This is a genomic window from Streptococcus infantis, assembly GCF_047463315.1.
Lineage (GTDB): Bacteria > Bacillota > Bacilli > Lactobacillales > Streptococcaceae > Streptococcus > Streptococcus infantis_AB.
Window position 1 is genome coordinate 219,552 of the sequence record NZ_JASHEB010000002.1, and the last position, 20,083, is coordinate 239,634.

Genomic DNA, 20,083 nt, shown 5'->3' on the forward strand with positions numbered 1-20,083 from the left:
TACTACTCCGCCGATCGGATATTTTCATTATTCAATTGCAAGTCTTGTGAGTCTGCAATTCCGGTCAAACGTTCTGATCGGATCAATTCATTAACTTCTTGTTTAGCATCATCCAGCTCTGTCTTTTTTTCCTCAATTTGTGAATTGACTGTTGTCAAATCACTCTGGACCTGAAAAAGTTTTGTCTGCATATAGACTACACTAATTGCTAAGACAAGAGCTGTGATGGCAATTGAAAGGTAAAAGGCCTTTTCAACACGTGAAAATTTTTTTATACGAGCTTGTAGCAATTGGCTCGTTGTTCCTCTGTTTTCTGCCATTATTTCCTCTTACTTGTGAATTTTTCTTGCCACTCGAAGCTTGGCTGAGTGGGAACGATTATTGGCTTCCAATTCTTCCTTGCTTGGTAAAATCGGTTTCCGAGATACCAATTCCATTTTGGGCTTGAGATCGTCTGGGATGAAAGGCAAACCTTTAGGAACTTCAACTGTGGAAGCTTCCTTAAATAACTGTTTGGTCAAGCGGTCCTCCAGCGAATGGAAGGTAATCACTGATATTCTGCCGTCTAGAGCCAGCATATCCATAGCCTGCTGGATTGATTCATCTGCAGCACCCAGTTCATCATTGACCTCTATACGGATAGCTTGGAAAATTTGTTTGGCTGGGTGGCCTTTTTTCTTGAGCTCCTTTGCCGGTTTGGCAGATTTAATAATCTCTGCCAATTCCGTCGTGGTCTCAATCGGTTTCTGTTCACGCACCTGTTCAATTTTTCGAGCAATCTGTTTGGAAAACTTTTCTTCTCCATATTTGAAAAAGATTCTTACCAAATCATGGTAGTCGTAGTGATTAACGACTTCATAAGCGGTCAAACTAGCTTCTTGATTCATTCGCATATCAAGCGGAGCATCTTTTTTATAAGAAAAACCACGTTCACGTTGATCTAACTGCGGGCTTGACACACCTAAGTCATAACAAATTCCATCAATTTCATTCACACCTAAGTCATGTAAGCAGTCCTTCAAATGACGGAAATTATCCTTGATGAAGGTGACCATGCCCTTTTCGATATAGGGAGCCAGACGTTTTTGCGCATTATCAATGGCATTCTGGTCTTGGTCAAAGGCATAGAGATGGCCTTTCTCGCTTAACTTACTTAATAAATACTCGCTGTGTCCTGCTCCTCCCAAGGTCGCATCAACGTAAATACCATCAGGTTTCACATCTAGCATATCAATAGTCTCATGGAGCATGACCGTTACATGATGAAATTCTTTTGTCATATCTTATCTATTTTACCACAAATCCGACTAGCTTGCACCCACTAAAGCTAAAACATTCCTCTGCTAGTTTATTCCTTATATTCAACTGGCTTTTCAGCTACTTGAGCTAGCCCTGAGTCTACTTCTGGATTCAGGTGATGATGAACTGCTTCTGCCACTGCTCTTGGTATACCAACGGCGACAATCTCATCCACGCTGGCTTCCTTGATTTTTGTCAGAGATTTGAAATATTTCATCAAATTCTGCTTGCGTTTTGGACCCAAACCTTCAATTCCATCTAATTGAGAAGAGAAGGAATTTTTAGAACGTAGTTGACGGTGGAAGGTGATTGCAAAGCGGTGGACTTCATCCTGAATGCGTTGCAGGAGGAAAAATTCCTGTGAGGTCCGTGAGAGTTCGATGACTTGGAGAGGATCGCCAAAGAGCAATTCATGGGTTTGGTGCTTGTCATTCTTTTGCAGACCTGCGATTGGAATATCTAACCCTAACTCTTCTTGAATAACCTGCTTGGCAATATTAACCTGACCTTGACCACCATCAATGACAATCAAATCTGGCGGTGTCAAACCATCACGCTGGACGCGTCCATAGCGTCTGCGGATGACCTCACGCATACTAGCATAGTCATCTGGTCCGACCACAGTCTTGATTTTATACTTACGGTAATCCTTCTTGCTAGGTTTTCCATTGACAAAAACAACCATAGCAGAGACTGGACTAGTCCCCATGATATTGGAATTGTCAAAGGACTCGATACGGACTGGGGTTGGAATCTTGAGCAATCGTCCTAAGTTTTCAATAGCCCCTTGGGTCTTTTCAACCGATTTCTCCAACAGATTAAATTTCTGCTCTAGACTGACACGAGCATTTTTGATGGCGAGATTGACCAGTTGCTTTTTCTCCCCGCGCTGAGGTTTAAGAACCTTGGTATCCACCAAAGCCTTAACTGCTTCTTCATCAATATCCTGAGGAATCAGAATCTCATTAGGAACCAAGTGTGATTTTTCTTGATAAAACTGCCCAACATAGGTTAAGAAATCTTCATCTGGATCATTGTAGTATGGAAAAAGGTTGACATCACGCTCAATGAGCTTACCTTGGCGAACAAAGAAAACCTGAACGCACATCCAACCCTTATCCACATAGTAACCGAAGACATCACGATTTTGGAGATCCTTGGCCATAACACGTTGCTTGGTCCGAAGGGTTCCAATGGCCTGAATTAAATCACGGTATTCAGCTGCACGTTCAAATTCCATGCTCTGAGCCGCCACATTCATCTTTTCCTTGAGGTCATCGATGATTTTATCATCCTGCCCCTTGAGAAAATCAGAAACTTCTTGGGCCATGGCTTTGAAATAGGCCTCGTCTTTATGGCAAACAGTATGTGCCATACACTGACCTATATGGTAATAAAAACAAACCTTCGATGGTGGATTGGTACATTTACGAAAAGGAAAAATCCGATCCAATAGCCGTTTGATTTCATTGGCCGCGCCCACATCCGGATAGGGACCAAAATAGAGTCCTCCGTCTTTCTTGACCTGACGGGTAATAATCAAACGAGGATAACGCTCATTGGTAATTTTGATAAAAGGATAGGACTTATCGTCCTTGAGCATAATATTGTATTTAGGCTTGTTTTCCTTAATCAGGTTGATTTCAAGTAGAAGAGCCTCAATATTGGACTCCGTAACGATAAACTCAAAATCCACAATTTCAGATACTAAGGCTTCTGTCTTGGTATCATGACTTCCACGGAAATAGGACCGTACACGATTACGCAGATTTTTAGCCTTCCCCACATAGATGATGGTCCCATTCTTGTCTTTGTGGATGTAACAACCTGGACTAGTTGGCAAGAGCTCCAGTTTTGATTTGATCAAGTTATTCATAGTTCCATTATAGCAAAAACTCCTTACCATTGCTGACATCAAGAAGTCCTATTTGAGCTTAAAAACACTTATTCTCCAGAGCCGTAAAGTTTCTGAACTGCTTGAACATCTTGAGCCTGAATACCATAGTATGACCCCGCTGGCTGCATGACCGAAACTTCATTGGTATGTTCCAAACCAATGGCATGCCCTAGCTCATGCTCTGCTGTATGCAAGATGCGGTCGTAGGTATAGCCATAGTTTTGATTAGATAAATAATAATGATTCAGGCGAACGGTCACTGAAGTGAATTGTTTGGTTAGGAGATTTGTCTGACTCTCCGCCTCACCAGCAACGGCTGTCGAACCATCATTCATTTCAGTCGCAAAAATATTGGCCTGATCCGGTTCGGTTACAATTTCAAAATGAAATACTCCAGTCTGATTCCAGTTAGCAATAGCTTCAAGATAGGCCCTTTGGAAAGTCGCATCCATTTGAGGATCGATATAGATAGTCGCTTGCGCCTTTGGCCATTTTGCCCCTGAACCTTGATGATTATCGGTCTGAGACAGACCTTGTAATTTACCAGTTTCTTGCCATTGTTGCCAACCTGCTTGGCCGACTTGAACTACTTTGCTAACTTGATTTAAAGTAGCAGGTAAATCACCTGTCACATACCAGAGAATCCCAAAAGTGATGAGAATTAAGAGGATAAGTGTCCATACAAGGCGCCAAAAAATGCGCAAAATCCCTAATAAAAATCGACATAACACACGAATAATCCAGCCCATAATTGCCCACCTTTCTAAAAAAATAAGAACCCATCTTTAAGCCATGGATTCCCATTCTAAAGATAGGTTCTCTATTTTACTGAAGAAAACTGAAAGAAAGCTAAAATTAAGACAAGCGTTCTTCCAAAACGAAATCAATTGGTAAAGTAGCCAAAAAACGTTCCAATTGCTTTTCCCAATAATACCACTCATGGGTTCCTGCACTATGACTATAGGTCACATCGAAACCAAGTTTCTTCAGATTTTTAACTGCCAGATTATTGGCAGAATAGAGATAATCTTGTTCCCCACACCAAACCCAGAGCTTGGTTTTCTTATCAGACTTTTTAGCGAGTGTTTCAAGTGAGTAAGGGCTATTCACCCAATCATTAACTTTACCAAAAACACCTCTCCAGTAGGCACGCGTCCCTAAATCTTGACTCTCAGGAGAAAACTCCTCGAAACTAAGTGCCCCAGAAAAGCTAGCGGCATGCGAGAAACGGTCAGTTGACAGTGCCAATTTGAAGGAACCGTAGCCTCCCATTGATAAACCAGCAATGAAGGTTTTTTCTCGCTTACTTGTCATATTAGGGAAGAAGCGTTTGAGCACCTTAGGCAATTCTTCTGCTAGAGCTGTATAGTAGTTATAGCCATACTGAGTATCTGTATACCAACCATTGTTTGTATTTGGCATGACAACAATCAGATTGGTTCCTCGCACCAAGCGCTCCACATTGGTTCGCTTGAGCCAGCTGTTATGATTTCCTGACATCCCGTGAAGGAGATAAAGAACAGGGATATCTGTAGAGTCTGGTTCTGTCACCCGAGATGCATCAGGGTAGAGAACATTTACACCCCACTCCATATCTAAAACTTCTGAGTAATACTCAATCTTCATTACTGCCATAACTTGCTCCTTAATTATTTAAGATAAGAAAAAGCCGAAACTCGACTTTCTCTACTGTTATTTAATCCTTATTTTGCTTCCATGACTACTGGTAGGATGGCTGGACGACGCTTGGTTTGGTCAAAAAGGAATTTGGCCAAATTATCACGGACCTTCCCTTTAAGATCAGCCCAGTCAAAGTCCTCACCTTGGAGGTAATCTTCAACTGTTTGGTTCACCAACTCTGTACTTTCACGTAAGATATCACGACTCTTTTTAAGATAGACGAATCCACGCGTATGTACTCGAGCTTTAGCAATGATTTTCTTCTCACGACGGTTAACAGTGATAGCTACTATAAAGATACCATCTTCTGACAAGACCTTGCGGTCACGAAGAACAACGTTCCCAACATCCCCAATGGCATTACCATCAATCAAGACATCACCTGCAGTAACAGCACCGGATGGAACGAAGTCTCCATGCTCATAAGACATGGTTGTCCCTTTTTTAGGGATAAAGATACGCTCTGGTAGCATACCAACCGCCATAGCAGCCTTGGCATGAGCATCCAACTCACGGTATTCTCCCTGGATTGGGAAGAGATACTGAGGATGTAAGAGATTAATCATTAATTGAAGATCACGCGCATTCCCATGTCCTGATACACGCAAGCTTTGAGTAATCGGTTTCACGACACCACCTGCTTGGTAGACCATGTTTTCTACACGTGCCATCACAGCTTCCTTAGCAATTGATGGCGTCGTAACGATATAGACCAAGTCACCATCTTTGATTTCAACATAGCGGTGACGACCAATGGACATTTTGCGGAGTCCGTTAATTGGTTCACCCATACGTCCAGTTTCAAGGATGATTAATTCATGGTCCTCAAAACGAGACATATCTTTTGGTTTAATCAAGAGATTCTCATTTGCTAAAGACAATTTTTTCAAACGGATAGCTGTACGAACGATATTTTCAACGTCAAAACCAGTCAAAACAACACGACGACCTGTATCCGCAGCCGCATCAAACACTTGCTGAATACGAGAAAGGTTACTTGCAACTGCAGCAACGATGATACGTCCATCCCAGTCGGAAATAGTTTGTGTAATTTCGTCTCCAACTTCACTTTCGCTGGCTACTTGGATATTGCTGTCAGCATTTGCTGAATCACTTAGAAGAGCCAAAACTCCTTCACGACCAATTTCAGCTAGACGTCCGAAATCGGTTGCGTATGATTCACTTGCTGTTTGGTCAAATTTAAAGTCACCTGTATAGACGATGTTGCCTTCAGATGTTTTCAAAACAACACCAAGACTCTCTGGGATAGAGTGAGTTGTGCGGAAGAAGGAAACTTCAGTACCACCAAAGTCAATTTCGGTGTTTTCATCGATAACATGGAAATCATCAAATTTCTTAACGCTATCATTTCCCTTTACAAAAAGCTTAGCAAGTTCGATGGTCAATTCTGAACCAAAGACAGGAACCTTCACTTCTGACAAAAGATAAGGAAGAGCTCCGATCGCATCCGCATGTCCGTGCGTTAAAAAGACTCCTGCAATACGGTCGCTGTTTTCAAATAGATATTCCATATTTGGAATAACGACATCGACACCCAACTGCTCATTTTCAGGGTATTTCAAACCTGCATCTAAAACGAAGATAGAGTCGTTAATTTCTGCGATGTACATGTTTTTACCATTTTCACGAACACCGCCCAAAGTTGTTAATTTAATATTGGTCATTTTTCCTCCGAAGTATTACTATAACGTGTTTATAGAGTCTTCACAACTCTCTTTTTTTTTAAAGTCCAATATACTTTTATCCGAATCTTTTCCTCTCATTATACCATTTTTTTACTAATTTTCAAAATGAAGATAGGATTTCAACTAGAGAACATTCACTCTAATAGCCACAGCGGCTTCCTTTGTTCTTTTTTAAGCTTCGTCTAAGATCATTAAACGATTAAATCGAATGAAGCTCCGAAATTTCTAGCTGACCAAAATCCTAAAAACTAGGCTTGAGTACTTAAAAAAAGATTTAGAAATTCTAAATCTTTTTAAGTATTCTTAGTTTGGATAAATGTATCTTACAGTACCTCTTGATGCAGTCGGATTAAACCATCCACGATAGTTTCCGATTGGTTGAGTTCCACTGCCATCATAGTTACATTCCAATACCTGGATAGAAGTCTCACTTTGTACATCTGTGACATATGCAACATGTCCATATTCACCACCGTCCCACACGGCGATTGCTCCTACTACAGGTACATTTCCTGTCTTAAAGCCATGTGCACTAGCGTAGATTGCCCAAGTATTGGCATTTCCCCACCAGTTACTAGCCCAAGGTGCCAATTCTTTTACGCCCCATGTACACTGACCAATAGGATATGAGTTCCCGTAGTTTGTAGGAGTATTTACGACAACATCCTCAACTGCTACCGCATTCGCAGTACTAGGTGCTTCATAAGCCGGAGCATTGTATGAATAGCTAACTTGAGTTGGACCACTCACTTCTAGCACATCACCTGGGTGGATGGTATCAAAAATGCTTTTCCCATTATTAGCTGCCAACTCATAAGGATCCATACCATTTGCAGTAGCAATAGCAAAAAATGAATCACCGTCTTGAACAACGTAAGAGTCTGCGCTAACAGTCTGAGCACCAACTGTCGCCAAAATAGCTATAGATGTTAAACCAAGAGTCAGTTTAGCAACTGTTTTTTTCATAACAATTTTCTCCTAAAATTTTATTGATTATTTTTAATTTTAATGTTGATAAGAGAATCATACCTGATTTACATGTCAGTTGTTTTAGATTTATGTTGTAGTCATGTTACAAATCTGTATACTTTTACTACATAAAGTTAAAAAGCACTTACAAAAAGAGACTGAAATAGTTTACTTCAGCCTCTTTGTATTTATTTTTTCATCAAGAAATCATAGATTTCCTGCACTGTTCCTAGTGCCATCATTTCTTGGTCTTTAACAGTTTGCTTGAGATTTTGATAAATCTGACTTTCAGCAATATCCCGTTTAGCCGCGTCTTTATTAACCCTCATCACACCATTTTCAATGGTGATAAAACCAAGCTCTTCAAAAATCTGAATCATCTTAACTAGTAAAATTTGCTCAATTTTGAGATAGGTTGATAAGTCCTTGAGTTTGTAGCGAATATCAAATTCTGGAAACTGGTAAATCGTCTTATAAAGCTTAGCAAATTGGTCTCTTGTCCCATAACCTGTCAAATAGTAGGGTTTATCAATATCGTTTTTAAAGTAAATAGCTGAGAAATCATGTTGCTGGAAGATGTCTTTAAGAATAGTGATGTCTTCTGGAAGATTTTTGACCGCAACCGCTAGACTTTTAGAGATATCAGGCAATTCTCCTGAAAAATCAAGTACGGGTACTCCATCTGGCAGAGCAGCGCTCTTACTACGAATATTAAAGAGTTGAACACCGTCTACACGAGCATCTACCATCATCAACTGGAGGGTTGTTTGGCCATTCCATTGGTTAACGGAAAGGGTAACTGCCAATTCCAGTTGTTTGGTCTGCGCAAATTCTGTCGCTTTCGACCCTTGACCAAAAGCAACCACTTCAAAGTTCGCATTCCCTTTGGATATTTTCAATTTCAGATGACTATCTCCCGCTCCCATAGAACGAGCATTTTCAACTTGAAAATCTCGAATGTAGAAGACAGGCTTTTGATTGTCCATTCCAAAAGGAGCTAACCGTTCGAAACTTTTAACTGTATCTAAACTCAGATTTTCCAAATCTAGTTCTTCATCTAGATATAATTTACTCTTACCCTTGGCATCTATCCTTTTGTCTTTTACATAGGTTTCTAAAATATCTGACAAGGCATCTAACTGTTCAACTTCGAGCGTCATGCCTGCAGCACCTGCATGGCCACCAAAGGCGATAAATAGAGCACGATGCGGATCCAAGGCTTCAAAAATATCGACAGCTTCAATACTCCGCGCACTTCCCTTAGCACGACCGTCTTCAATATTCAGAACAATAACTGTCTGCCCTAATTCTTCCAACAAGCGACCAGCTACAATCCCAAGTACTCCTGGATTCCAGCCCTGTTTGGCCAAAACTTGAACACTTTTGTTAGGGTCTATCAAGCTTTTAGCTTCTTCATAGATAGCCTGAACGATTTCCTTACGTTCTTCATTTTTTTCTTGAATCATGAGGGCAATCTCATGCACCTCTTCATCATCAAATCCAGTCAGTAAGTCAATAGCTGGATTGGGATCGTCCAAACGTCCTAGGGCATTCAAACGAGGAGCTAATTGGAAACCAACCGTCTCTTCTGTAAGGTCACTGCTAGAAATTCCAGCAACTTCAAAGAGTTCTTGGAGACCTAGTCTTTGGGTATTTCGCAAAACTTCTAGACCATATTGAACCATGATACGATTTTCATCTGTCAAGCTGACCATATCCGCAATCGTTCCAATGGCAACCAAATCAAGCAACTCAATCTGCACTTCCTCCAAGAGGGCACAAGCTAGTTTGAAAGCAACGCCACAACCTGCTAAATGTTTAAAAGGATAATCTGCTTTTGGGTGTTCAGGATGGACGATTGCATAAGCATCTGGTAAAACCTCTGGCATGGAGTGGTGGTCTGTCACAATGACGTCCACGCCCATAGACTGAGCCAAGTCAATAGCCTCATGCCCGGCAACACCATTGTCCACCGTCACAATCAGAGACACTCCCTGCTGCTCGATAAAATATTTGTAGACACTAGCATTTGGTCCGTAACCATCTGTAAAGCGATTAGGGAGATAGACCAGACACTCTGCACCTAATTGTTCCAAACTCTCCTTGACAATCGAAGCCGAAGTCATCCCATCCGCATCATAGTCTCCATAGACCAGAATCAATTCCCCTCGCTCAATGGCCTGGCGAATACGATCAACTGCCTTATCCATATCATGTAAGAGATAAGGATTATGTAAATCTTCCAAAGAAGGTTCTAAAAATTTCTTCAGGCTGCTTTCATCCCTGATTCCTCGTTGATACAACAAACAAGCGACTTCAGAACTCAAGCCTGCACTCTTGGCTATTTTTGTAAAATCCGCATCCTCAACCTGCGGAGAAAATTGCCAATTATAAGTAGGAATTATCACTCAAACATCCACTCTTTCTTACGATTCTATTCATTTATTATAACATGATTTTTGTTTTTCTCCTCTTTATTTCCTTAACTCTTTCAATCAATATCCCAAAATACTCCGGTCCTTATCAAGGTTAAAAAAACTATACACCAGTTGATAATTCTATCCCTTTTCAACAAGACGTAGCCAAAATTTTAAAACATCTTCTCTTTATGCTACACTATTGACATGGAACATCATTTTAATCATCGAGCAGAATCTTTCGATTCTCCCAAAAATCAATTTCTAGCAGACCTTGTAAATGCAGAGATCAAGCAACAAGTCTCTGAGCTATCTACCAAATCAATCCTAGATTTTGGAGGAGGAACTGGACTTATCGCTCTTCCTCTAGCCAAACAAGTCAAGTCAGTGACCTTGGTTGACATCGCAGAAAAAATGCTGGAGCAAGCTCGTATCAAGGTTAAAAACCAAAAACTTGAAAATCTACACTTGATTCAACAAGACTTATTACTTAAGCCATTAGAGCAAACATTCGATCTCATTATCGTTAGTCGTGTTCTTCATCACATGCCTCATCTTGATTCCAGCCTAGCTATGTTTCAGGAACATTTGACTCCCGGAGGTCAACTATTTATCGCTGATTATACCGTACCAGATGGAGAAAACCATGGTTTTATTATTTCGGAACTTGAGGAGACTCTTAAAAATCATGGCTTCTCAGACATTCAGACCCAAATACTTTATAGTTCCGACAATCTTTTCCTTGATAAACCTTCTCAACTATTTCTCACATCGGCGATAAGATAATCACTTCTTAGAACAAGCGCTGAAATAATTCTACTTCATTTTTTCTTCAGTTATCAAGCTTTTTAGTCTACTTTTTTCAACTATTTCTATCATAAAAACTCTCCTTAAAAAATTAAGGAGAGTTTCTTATTACCAAAGAATTCCCTTATAGGATAAAAGAAGAGCTAGGAATAATAATCCATAGAAGAACATAAAGAGCCACTTCAATTTCACACATAGAGCTACAAATTCACGTATAAAGGCTGATGGAATGTAGTAGCCCGCTGTCCGACAACCTAGACCATCACCTTTCATTTTTAGCTTACGAGCATAGGTACTTGTTCTAAAAACATGATAATCATTTGTCACAAAAAGAAATTGGGGGCTTGCTACCAGTTTCTCGCCAAGCTTCTTAGAATAAAGAAGATTCTCATAGGTCGTTCTTGACTGGTCCTCCATGATAATCGCATCACGGGGAACGTCTGTCTCTTCAAGCAGATAGTTTGTAATTGCCTGGGCCTCAGAAATCTTTTCGTCCGCCCCTTGTCCACCGCTGGCTATGATTTTGATATGAGGATTCTTAGACTTGTGGTAAGCTTCTACTGCCTTATCAACTCTCCTCTTTAGCAAAGGTGTTACCTTTTCTCCACCTAACAAACCTGCACCATGAATGATAATAAAATCATAATGCTTCCTCTTGGGAATAAAGAGATACAAGATAGAGTACAACATGAAACCCACAAAGGCAAAGGCAAAGGCAAAGCCAAAAATAAAATAAGAATAGACAATGAATACAAATAAAATGTTTAGAAAATGATTGGTGTAAAATAATGCATTTCGACCCCCCCAATCGAAATGAAATCAAGGCAAAAAATAGCAAAATAAATATTCCAAAGAGCATTGAGAGATAATTGGTCTTTGAACGTCCCTCTCGCTTCAACAAAATGACCCCATTATAGACTAAAAAGATTCCACTCAGAAAAACAAAAAAGGAAGTAAGACAAAGGCAAATACATAAAAAGCTAAATGAACATTCTCATACCCATTTTTATAAAAAAAGTAGGCTAGATAAATATAACTTGAAATGAGAGATAATAAAAATAATACTGGATTCCACAAACTTCTATTATCCTTCCAAAATGACAGTATAAATGCTAATACAATTCCTATAACGAGATACATTTCTTCCTCCTTTAATAATTCTATCTTATCATAATTATCCACAAAAAAAAGAGGACCTTAGGTCCTCTTATCCTTCTATCCTACTCTCTGCATCTGCCACTACTTGAGCAAGACTGGTTTTGCTCAGCTCCTGCTCCATGGCTAGCTGAATCTTTTGTAATCTCTCATCTAAAACACCATGGATATTGGCTCCTACTGGACAGTTAGGATTAGGATTATCATGGAAACTAAAGAGTTGTCCAGTCTTTCCAAGGCATTCCACCGCTTGATAAATATCCAAAAGACTGATATCCTCAAGATTTTTGATAATCTCTGCCCCTCCAGTTCCACGCGCGACGGAAATCAAGTTTGCTTTTTTCAGTTGGGACAAAGTTTTTCGGATAATAACAGGATTGACTCCAACACTACTAGCTAGAAAATCGCTAGTCACCTTGCTCTCCTTCCCTTTTAGGGCAATGATTACCAACATATGTGTCGCAATGGTAAATCGGCTTGAAATTTGCATGCAGTCCTCCTTTTTCGTTAACTAAGCTCATTCTTCTCTTATATTTATTATATCTCCTAGAGTTGTAATGTCAAGAGTTACGACTAAGCCAGTCATCCAATTCAACATCATGTCCTTGACTCTGGGCGATTTCGTGCAACAAGTCCTGATTATGGGTATGGTGAATTCCATTGACTAAACTTTCATAGTACACCTCATAGTAGGGCAATTTCAAATCTCTAGCCAATTTTAATTCTGACTCAACATCGTAATCAACACGACGAAAATCTATATCCTTCAAACCTTTGTTATCAAAATTCAAAATCATATATTGCGCCCGCAAATCCTCACGTAGACTTGCTGATAAAAAGAACGGTTGCCCAATTGAACCTGGATTTAAAATGAGTTGTCCCTCGCTCCCATAGCGAAGAAATTGCTGGTGAATATGCCCATAAATCGCAATATCACAGTCAGGATTGGTTACCAAACGGTCAAAATCCTCCTGCTTGCCAAGATGGATCAGTTCTCTTCCCCAATTTTTATCCGGCAAATGATGGCTTATCCCTACCTTCAGATTTCCAAACTGGTGGTGGCTGTGCATGGGAAATGCCTGTAGAGCTTCAATATCATCTAGACTAATTTCTTCCATAATATACTGGCATTGGCGCAAGAGGTATCGATGGCTAGGTCTACTTGTATCTAATTTTCGATGAGCAGCCCGCCACAAACTCTCTTCCCAATTCCCCAAAACTCGAACCGTTATTGGCAAGCCTTCCAATCGTTGAAGAATATTTTTTCGTCCTGTCCCAGGCATGAGAATATCTCCCAAAAGCCAATATTCCTCAGCGCCTGCCTTCTCTGCATCTGCTAAAACAGCTTCCAGTGCTCTTGTATTTCCATGGATATCTGAAAGTACCGCAATTTTTGTCATATGATCCCCTCTTGCATTCTATCCTTTAATTATAACACTCTCAAAATCAAAGTCAAAAAGCATTTTTGCTATCATGTTTTACTTTACTTTTTTAGTGAAAAGGATTACAATGAAGGTGATAAGAAATGAGGAGGTTTTTGATATGACACAACGTTACGAAAACATCATGGTAGCAGTCGACGGTTCTAAAGAAGCTGATTTGGCTTTTATCAAAGGAGTTCAGTCAGCATTACGTAACCAGGCTAAATTAACCATTGCGCATGTAATCGATACTCGTGCTCTTCAAAGCATTTCAACATTCGATGCAGAAGTTTACGAAGAGTTACAAGTTGAGGCCCAAGATTTGATGGCAGAATATGAAAAGCGTGCAAGAGACGCTGGTCTTAAAGATATTCAAGTTGTCATCGAAATGGGAAATCCTAAAACTCTTTTGGCTAAAACAATCCCTGACCAAGAACACGTTGATTTGATATTGGTTGGAGCAACAGGGCTTAACGCCTTCGAACGTTTGCTTGTTGGATCTTCATCAGAATATATCCTACGCCATACAAGCGTTGACCTTCTCGTCGTTCGAGACAAGGATAAAACTTTATAAACCAAAAATAAAAGGAGCATCTGCTCCTTTTATTTTTGGTTTTCTCTTTCCTTATGACGTTCATAAGCCTTGATTTGGCGCTCTATTTCCTTTTTGATTGCAGGCTCTGGAGCGTACTTTTCTTTCCAGTTATCTGGTTTCAAGATTTTGTGGGTTACTGGATCAAAATGAGCCTTACCATCTGGGAAGATTTTACCCATGTTTGCTTGATGGACAATCTCAAAGATTCTCTCTGGGTCTACCCCCATTAAAACGAAACTTCCATAAGTAAAGTAGAGCGTATCAATCAAAGCATCCACTTGACCAACGAGGGTTTTCTCAGCTGGTGTTGACTGAGATACTTTTTCGGCAGATATATCAAGTGCTTGGTGTAAATCCTGCACAGCTTGTTGGAATTCCTCTTCAGAATTGCTTGCAGCACGGACAAATTCAACTAACTCTTCAATCTTAAAGCCAGCACGGTGGGTCGCCCCTTCTAAATCCCAAGCTATAGGTTCTTCTTGAGTTCGCTCATCCATCATACGATGGAAGGTCTTAACCTTGTTGAAATGATAGTCACGACTGACAAAGACTTTTTCAGAAGCCAAGACTCCAAAATATTCCAAAGCCTTGTGAATCCCATCATTTTGGTTGCTGGCAGTAATATGCTTAGCAACTTCTTTTACACTGCTACTACCATTTCCCATGGCAACAGACATCCCGACACCAGCCAACATTTCCAAGTCATTATCCGAGTCTCCAAAAGCCATGACTTGGTTGAGATCAAAACCATACTCTTTTCCGACACGGCGGATACCCTCTAACTTAGAATTTCCTTGATTGATAATATCGGCCGCGAATGGATTACTTCTGGTGAACTTCAGATTGTTTAATTCTTCAGCAGCATGGTTAGTCTCCTCAGGCGTCATCAACATAAGCACCTGATAGATCGGTTGATTGATTAAGTCCAACAAATCATCTTCCTTCTGAGGAAGGGCCTTACTGACCATACGATTAAAGGAATGACTAACAGTACGAGTCAAAAATTTAGGTACAAATCGACTAACTAGCTGTGAAAGAGGGCTGAGTCCAAAGGACATAATCCGAGAACCGACAACGTCTTGTCGCGTTCCCATGGCAATCTCTTTTCTATTTTTCTTAGCATAAGAGATGATTTGTCTGAGGCTTCTCTTATCAATAGGGCTAGCAAAAAGAACACGATCTTTGTTAAAGATATATTGGCCATTGTAGGTCACTGCAAAATCCAGATCCAAATCATCCATCAAATCCTTAACAAAAAAAGGTCCTCGCCCTGTTGCTACACCAACAAGCACCCCTTGTTCTTTCACAATCTTGATAGCTTCCTTTGTGGACTTCAAAACACTCTTACTGTCATTTACAAGCGTTCCATCAATATCAAAAAACACAGCTTTGACTTCCATTCTATCTCATTCCTTTCTTTTATGATACAATGATTATACCACATTTCAGAAAAAGTGAGTGAATCATGACTAAGAAAATCCTTGTTTTACATACCGGTGGCACTATCTCCATGCAGGCAGATGAATCTGGAGCTGTAAGGACTAGTGCTGATAACCCTATGAATCATATCTCTAATCCTCTCGAAGGTATCGAAGTCCATTCCTTGGATTTTTTAAATTTGCCCAGCCCATACATCAAGCCTAAGCATATGTTAGCCCTCTACCAAAAGATTAAACAAGAGGCATCGGCCTATGATGGTGTTGTCATTACACATGGGACAGATACACTAGAAGAAACAGCTTATTTCCTCGACACCATGGAGGTACCTCATATGCCTATCGTCCTGACAGGTGCTATGAGAAGTTCCAATGAACTGGGAAGTGATGGTGTCTACAACTATCTTAGCGCCTTACGCGTTGCGAGTGATGATAAGGGTGCAGATAAGGGTGTGTTGGTCGTTATGAACGATGAAATTCACGCCGCCAAATATGTCACAAAAACGCATACTACTAACGTTAGTACCTTTCAAACACCAACTCATGGACCACTCGGACTCATTATGAAGCAGGAAATTCTCTACTTCAAAACGGCAGAACCTCGTGTTCGTTTTGACCTTGAGAGCATTCAAGGGTTGGTCCCTATTATCCCTGTTTATGCGGGCATGACCGATGAACTTCTCGATTTACTTCCTGTTGACCAACTAGATGGATTGATTATTCAGGCTTTTGGTGCTGGAAATGTACCAAAGGAAACAGCTGAAAAATTAAAATCTCTCAGTCAAGCAGGACTTCCTATTGCACTAGTCTCTCGCTGTTTTAATGGGATTGCCGAACCCGTTTACGCTTACGAAGGCGGTGGTGTTTGTCTTCAGAATGATGGTGTATATTTTGTAAAAGAACTAAACGCTCAAAAAGCACGACTGAAGCTTCTTATCGCAATCAATGCTGGACTTAAGGGCGAACAACTCCAAACATATATGGAAGGATAATAAAAAACCAGGAAATCAGCTAGATTCCTGGTTTTTTTATTACTTTTTGCGAGTTGATTTGCGTTCTGTCAAACCGTGAGGTAGGAGGACTTCACGTTCCTCCAATTCTTCCTTATGCATAATTTTAGTTAACATACGCATACTAATCGCACCTAAATCATACAAGGGTTGTGCGATAGTTGTAAGGCTTGGTCGAGTAAAGCGAGCGATTTGAGAATCATCACTCGTAATGATTTCAAAGTCTTCTGGTACTGAAACTCCATGATCAGCCAAGCCGTTCAAGAGACCAGCTGCCAATTCATCACCAGTCACAATCGCTGCTGTTGCTTTTGAAGAAACTAAGCGCTCTGCCAGAGCATAACCATCATCATAGCGATATTTAGATTCAAATACAAGTCCTTCACTATAGTTGACTCCTGCTGCTTTCAAAGCTTCTTTGTAGCCAACCAAGCGAATTTTACCGTTAATATCATCTACCAACGGGCCACTCACAAAGGCAATTTTTTTGTTACGCTTCAACAAATGGCGAACAGCATCCGCAGTAGCATTCTTATAATCAATATTAACACTTGGAAGCTGGTGTTCTACATCCACTGTTCCTGCAAGAACTACAGGGGTACGTGAACGTGAAAACTCTGAGCGAATTTTCTCTGTTAAGTGATAGCCCATAAAGATAATACCATCAACTTGTTTTGAAAAGAGTGTATTCACTACTGCCACTTCTTTTTCATCGTCCTCATCACTATTCGCAAGGACGATGTTATACTTGTACATCTCTGCAATATCATCAATCCCTTTTGCTAGCGCAGCAAAATACGTGTTAGTGATATCTGGGATGACAACCCCAACAGTTGTTGTTCGTTTGCTTGCCAAGCCACGAGCTACTGCATTTGGGCGATAGTCTAGGCGATCAATCACCTCTAGAACTTTCTTACGAGTGTTTTCTTTGACATTCTTGTTGCCATTGACTACACGACTGACAGTTGCCATTGAAACTCCTGCTTCTCGGGCAACGTCATAAATTGTTACTGTATCATCTGTGTTCATACCGTTTCCTTTCTAATGTTGAAAATTTTGTTTTCATGTTTACACCACTACTAGTTTACCACTAATTGTAAGCATTTTCAAGGATTAATTGAACTTTCTTTGAAAAAATTTCATATATAATCATATTTTTGTAAATTAGTTTACTTTTCTTGATTTTTAGGCCAGTTTGCAGTATGATAATAAAAAATTAAGTAGGAGGCATGGATGGCTTTTACGGATTCTCATAGACGTTGTGCCAGCTTTGGTGTGGTAACCAATCTCCCAGACGATGTGATTGACTCAATCTGGTACATTATTGATCATTTTTTAAAGCATGTTTTTGAATTAGAAGATGAGTTGGAATTTCAGCTCTTAAACAGTAACGGTTCCATCACCTTCCGTTTTTCAAGTCAACATCTACCGACTACGATTGACTTCGATTTTAATCATCCCTTTGACCCATTGTACCCACCGAAAGTACTTGTTATGGATATGGACGGTAAGGAAACCATCCTCCTACCTGAAGAAAATGACCTATTTTAAAAACTCTAGTCTTCTGACTAGAGTTTTCTTTTTTAATAAATAGAACGACTGACCACGATACCACTCGGTTTTTTAAATTCTAAATCAAGATAGTCCTGATAAGTCCCAGGGACGATAAAACCTTGGGGACTCAGGATATCTGTTCCAGCCTCTCCAACAATAGAGTCGGCCAATAGAACACAGTTTGTACTGAGAACAAAGTATGTTTTAAATTTAGATGATGTGAACTTATAGAGGGTTGCATCAGCCTCGTGTTTCAGCTGATAAGAATAGGTATGTTTGATTTCTCCCTCCCTTCTTTTCAGTAGTTGTGAACTTGGCTCCCATGGTATCAAGAGGCTTTCTATCTCTCTCAACCGTTCTTCGATGGCCTTTTTCTGTTGTTCAGACAGGCTTAAACCATAGGCGAATAGGGTTTTCTGGCTTTCTCTCTTACAAAGTTCAATATATTTTTCACGATTGGCCTTAAATAAAACCCCGTCGCCAATTGTACCAAACAAGCGCTCTGAGTGAGGGTCATAAGAGCCGTAGGAAATAACCTGACCTTGATAGCAGATATCTACATGCCCCATTGCCAAGAAGAAAGATGATTCTGAAGCATGGATAAAAATTTCTAAATCAACTGATTTTTCATTTTTTCTTTCCAAATGCACTTCGCTTTCTTCCGTCTGATTAGTAGATAACCTTTCATTCCATCGTCGTAAGGTGCTGATGGGAATCAAGGCTGTCATAAATATAGGCAGGGTCATTCTCATTCTACGCTTGAGCTTAGGATTGCTTCTCCCTTTCTCAAAAAAGAAACCATCTCTGAGGCTGCTCGCTCCCAACATAATTAAGTAAAAACCAAGCAGGAGCAACTCAAAATTTGTTGCATCATGAAAAGGGGAGATACTATAGAGACCAAATACCATCATCCACAAAGCATCAAATAAGTAATTGATTCTCGGATGGATATGATTATTTCGGTAAATCAACCAGGTAATCAGGCTAATCAGACCTGTAAACAATTGATAACTTCCAATAGAAATGACCAAGAAATAGAGGGCGATCCCTTGCAAGATGACAGAGTCAAATAGGATAACCGCAACAAAGAGTTTGGCTAGAGTTACAAAAATATTTTCTCTGCTGGACTTTTCCTGAAACCATCGTGTCAATAAATGCCAAATGGCAGACAAAGAAAAATAACCCATTAATAGCTGGTAACCTAACCTCGGTACCAACTGTCCAAAACAAATCAAGAGAAGGCCTAAGGTTATGGCCACTGCACCTTCCCCTAGACTTCTCCATTTACTATAAGTTTCGGAAAACTTAAACATTTTCTTTCTCCAATTGACGATACAAGTGACGAACTGATCGTCCCAGTACTGGATGAATAAAATGTGGGGCTATTTCTTGAAGTGATTCTAGGACAAATAGACGCTCAGCAAGATAAGGATGCGGTAAGATGAGGTCATCTGTATAGATAACCTGATCATCTACAAAGAGCAAATCCAGATCAATCAAGCGAGGTCCCCAATGCACTTCTCTGACCCGTCCCATTTCTGCCTCAATGCTTAACAAGGTATCTAACAAGACTGGAGCCGGCAGCCAAGTTTCGACTTCAATGACCTGATTAGCAAAATTTTCTTGCTCTACACCGCCCCATGGCTCAGTTGTAATCACACTAGATTCTTTGAGAATACGAATCCCACGAGCACTTATTTTTTCAAGAGCTTGCTTGAGATTAGCCGCCTTATCCCCCATATTGCTACCTAGAGCAATAAAGGCTCTTTGTTTGCGGCGATGGATGGTTACTGAACAGGTGTCTAGTGGTAGATGAATAGGCGCCCATGGTTTTTTGAGTTCCAGTTTAATTTCTTGAACTATTGGATAGGTTTCAAAAGTGCGCTCTACTAGTTTGTAGGCAACTGTTTCAATCAAGTCTTCAGTGGTTTCCTGAAACCAAGTCGTCCATTGCTGACAGAGCTCGCCATAATGGACAGAAGCTTTCAAATCTAAGTCCGTAGCAGCCTTGGTCATATCATAGGATAAGCTTGCATCAATGATAAATTTTTGACCCAGTTCCTTCTCACTCGGGAAAAGACCATGATAGGCAAAAATTTCCAAATCCTTAATGCGCAATTGATCCATAACTAGTCCT

The 20,083-nt window shown here is 40.2% G+C and carries 18 protein-coding genes and 1 pseudogene; 4 read left to right on the forward strand and 15 right to left on the reverse strand.

Going from position 1 to position 20,083, the window contains the following annotated elements:
• Positions 1–2: 2 nt before the first annotated feature.
• The 8 genes from ftsL to recJ form a co-directional block, all read right to left on the reverse strand.
• Positions 3–320: a cell division protein FtsL gene (gene ftsL, locus QM857_RS03115; RefSeq protein ID WP_414275033.1), complete on the reverse strand. Its 318-nt coding sequence runs from the start codon at positions 318–320 to the stop codon at positions 3–5.
• Between the two features lie 9 nt (positions 321–329).
• Complete coding sequence (gene rsmH, locus QM857_RS03120; protein WP_414275034.1) at positions 330–1,280, reverse strand: 16S rRNA (cytosine(1402)-N(4))-methyltransferase RsmH; 951 nt, start codon at positions 1,278–1,280, stop codon at positions 330–332.
• 68 nt (positions 1,281–1,348) lie between these two features.
• On the reverse strand, positions 1,349–3,175 hold the full coding sequence (gene uvrC / locus QM857_RS03125) for an excinuclease ABC subunit UvrC (RefSeq protein ID WP_414275035.1): 1,827 nt from the start codon (positions 3,173–3,175) through the stop codon (positions 1,349–1,351).
• Positions 3,176–3,243: 68 nt separating this feature from the next.
• Entirely contained in the window at positions 3,244–3,945 is a 702-nt protein-coding gene (locus QM857_RS03130) for a M57 family metalloprotease (protein ID WP_025168598.1), read from the reverse strand.
• Positions 3,946–4,051: 106 nt separating this feature from the next.
• Complete coding sequence (locus QM857_RS03135; RefSeq protein WP_414275036.1) at positions 4,052–4,831, reverse strand: alpha/beta hydrolase; 780 nt, start codon at positions 4,829–4,831, stop codon at positions 4,052–4,054.
• Positions 4,832–4,899: 68 nt separating this feature from the next.
• Complete coding sequence (locus QM857_RS03140; protein WP_178895448.1) at positions 4,900–6,561, reverse strand: ribonuclease J; 1,662 nt, start codon at positions 6,559–6,561, stop codon at positions 4,900–4,902.
• 324 nt (positions 6,562–6,885) lie between these two features.
• Positions 6,886–7,548 carry a COG3942 and LysM peptidoglycan-binding domain-containing protein gene (locus tag QM857_RS03145; RefSeq protein WP_414275037.1) on the reverse strand — a complete coding sequence of 221 codons (663 nt, stop codon included), beginning with the start codon at positions 7,546–7,548 and terminating at the stop codon, positions 6,886–6,888.
• A 191-nt stretch (positions 7,549–7,739) separates the two neighbouring features.
• Positions 7,740–9,959, reverse strand: a complete 2,220-nt coding sequence (recJ, locus tag QM857_RS03150) for a single-stranded-DNA-specific exonuclease RecJ (RefSeq protein WP_414275038.1) — start codon at positions 9,957–9,959, stop codon at positions 7,740–7,742.
• A gap of 216 nt (positions 9,960–10,175) precedes the next feature.
• Here recJ and QM857_RS03155 point away from each other — a divergent pair, with 216 nt between their 5' ends.
• Positions 10,176–10,754 carry a class I SAM-dependent DNA methyltransferase gene (locus QM857_RS03155; protein ID WP_414275039.1) on the forward strand — a complete coding sequence of 193 codons (579 nt, stop codon included), beginning with the start codon at positions 10,176–10,178 and terminating at the stop codon, positions 10,752–10,754.
• 129 nt (positions 10,755–10,883) lie between these two features.
• Here QM857_RS03155 and QM857_RS03160 read toward each other — a convergent pair.
• From QM857_RS03160 to QM857_RS03170, 3 genes and pseudogenes are all read right to left on the reverse strand, one after another.
• Positions 10,884–11,915: pseudogene (locus QM857_RS03160) on the reverse strand (YdcF family protein).
• Positions 11,916–11,982: 67 nt separating this feature from the next.
• Complete coding sequence (locus QM857_RS03165) at positions 11,983–12,420, reverse strand: Rrf2 family transcriptional regulator (protein WP_414275040.1); 438 nt, start codon at positions 12,418–12,420, stop codon at positions 11,983–11,985.
• A gap of 70 nt (positions 12,421–12,490) precedes the next feature.
• Positions 12,491–13,330 (reverse strand): metallophosphoesterase family protein, encoded by an 840-nt coding sequence (locus tag QM857_RS03170; RefSeq protein ID WP_414275041.1) that lies wholly within the window; start codon positions 13,328–13,330, stop codon positions 12,491–12,493.
• Between the two features lie 142 nt (positions 13,331–13,472).
• Between QM857_RS03170 and QM857_RS03175 the strand changes: the two genes are divergently transcribed.
• Positions 13,473–13,925, forward strand: coding sequence for a universal stress protein (locus tag QM857_RS03175; RefSeq protein WP_070677031.1), 453 nt, complete (start codon positions 13,473–13,475; stop codon positions 13,923–13,925).
• Between the two features lie 29 nt (positions 13,926–13,954).
• Here the strand turns inward: QM857_RS03175 and QM857_RS03180 are convergent, their stop codons facing one another.
• Complete coding sequence (locus QM857_RS03180) at positions 13,955–15,346, reverse strand: Cof-type HAD-IIB family hydrolase (RefSeq protein WP_414275042.1); 1,392 nt, start codon at positions 15,344–15,346, stop codon at positions 13,955–13,957.
• A 65-nt stretch (positions 15,347–15,411) separates the two neighbouring features.
• Here QM857_RS03180 and QM857_RS03185 point away from each other — a divergent pair, with 65 nt between their 5' ends.
• Positions 15,412–16,374 carry an asparaginase gene (locus QM857_RS03185; protein ID WP_414275043.1) on the forward strand — a complete coding sequence of 321 codons (963 nt, stop codon included), beginning with the start codon at positions 15,412–15,414 and terminating at the stop codon, positions 16,372–16,374.
• A 39-nt stretch (positions 16,375–16,413) separates the two neighbouring features.
• Here the strand turns inward: QM857_RS03185 and ccpA are convergent, their stop codons facing one another.
• Complete coding sequence (ccpA, locus tag QM857_RS03190) at positions 16,414–17,421, reverse strand: catabolite control protein A (protein ID WP_004251755.1); 1,008 nt, start codon at positions 17,419–17,421, stop codon at positions 16,414–16,416.
• 204 nt (positions 17,422–17,625) lie between these two features.
• Between ccpA and QM857_RS03195 the strand changes: the two genes are divergently transcribed.
• Positions 17,626–17,943: a DUF960 domain-containing protein gene (locus tag QM857_RS03195; RefSeq protein WP_006155499.1), complete on the forward strand. Its 318-nt coding sequence runs from the start codon at positions 17,626–17,628 to the stop codon at positions 17,941–17,943.
• A gap of 32 nt (positions 17,944–17,975) precedes the next feature.
• Here the strand turns inward: QM857_RS03195 and QM857_RS03200 are convergent, their stop codons facing one another.
• Both QM857_RS03200 and folK read right to left on the reverse strand, forming a co-directional pair.
• The gene (locus tag QM857_RS03200; RefSeq protein ID WP_414275044.1) at positions 17,976–19,259 is read right to left on the reverse strand and encodes a DUF308 domain-containing protein; all 1,284 of its coding nucleotides are present in this window, start codon (positions 19,257–19,259) and stop codon (positions 17,976–17,978) included.
• Entirely contained in the window at positions 19,252–20,073 is an 822-nt protein-coding gene (gene folK, locus QM857_RS03205) for a 2-amino-4-hydroxy-6-hydroxymethyldihydropteridine diphosphokinase (RefSeq protein ID WP_414272695.1), read from the reverse strand. Before folK ends, QM857_RS03200 begins: the two co-directional genes overlap by 8 nt.
• Between the last annotated feature and the right edge of the window lie 10 nt (positions 20,074–20,083).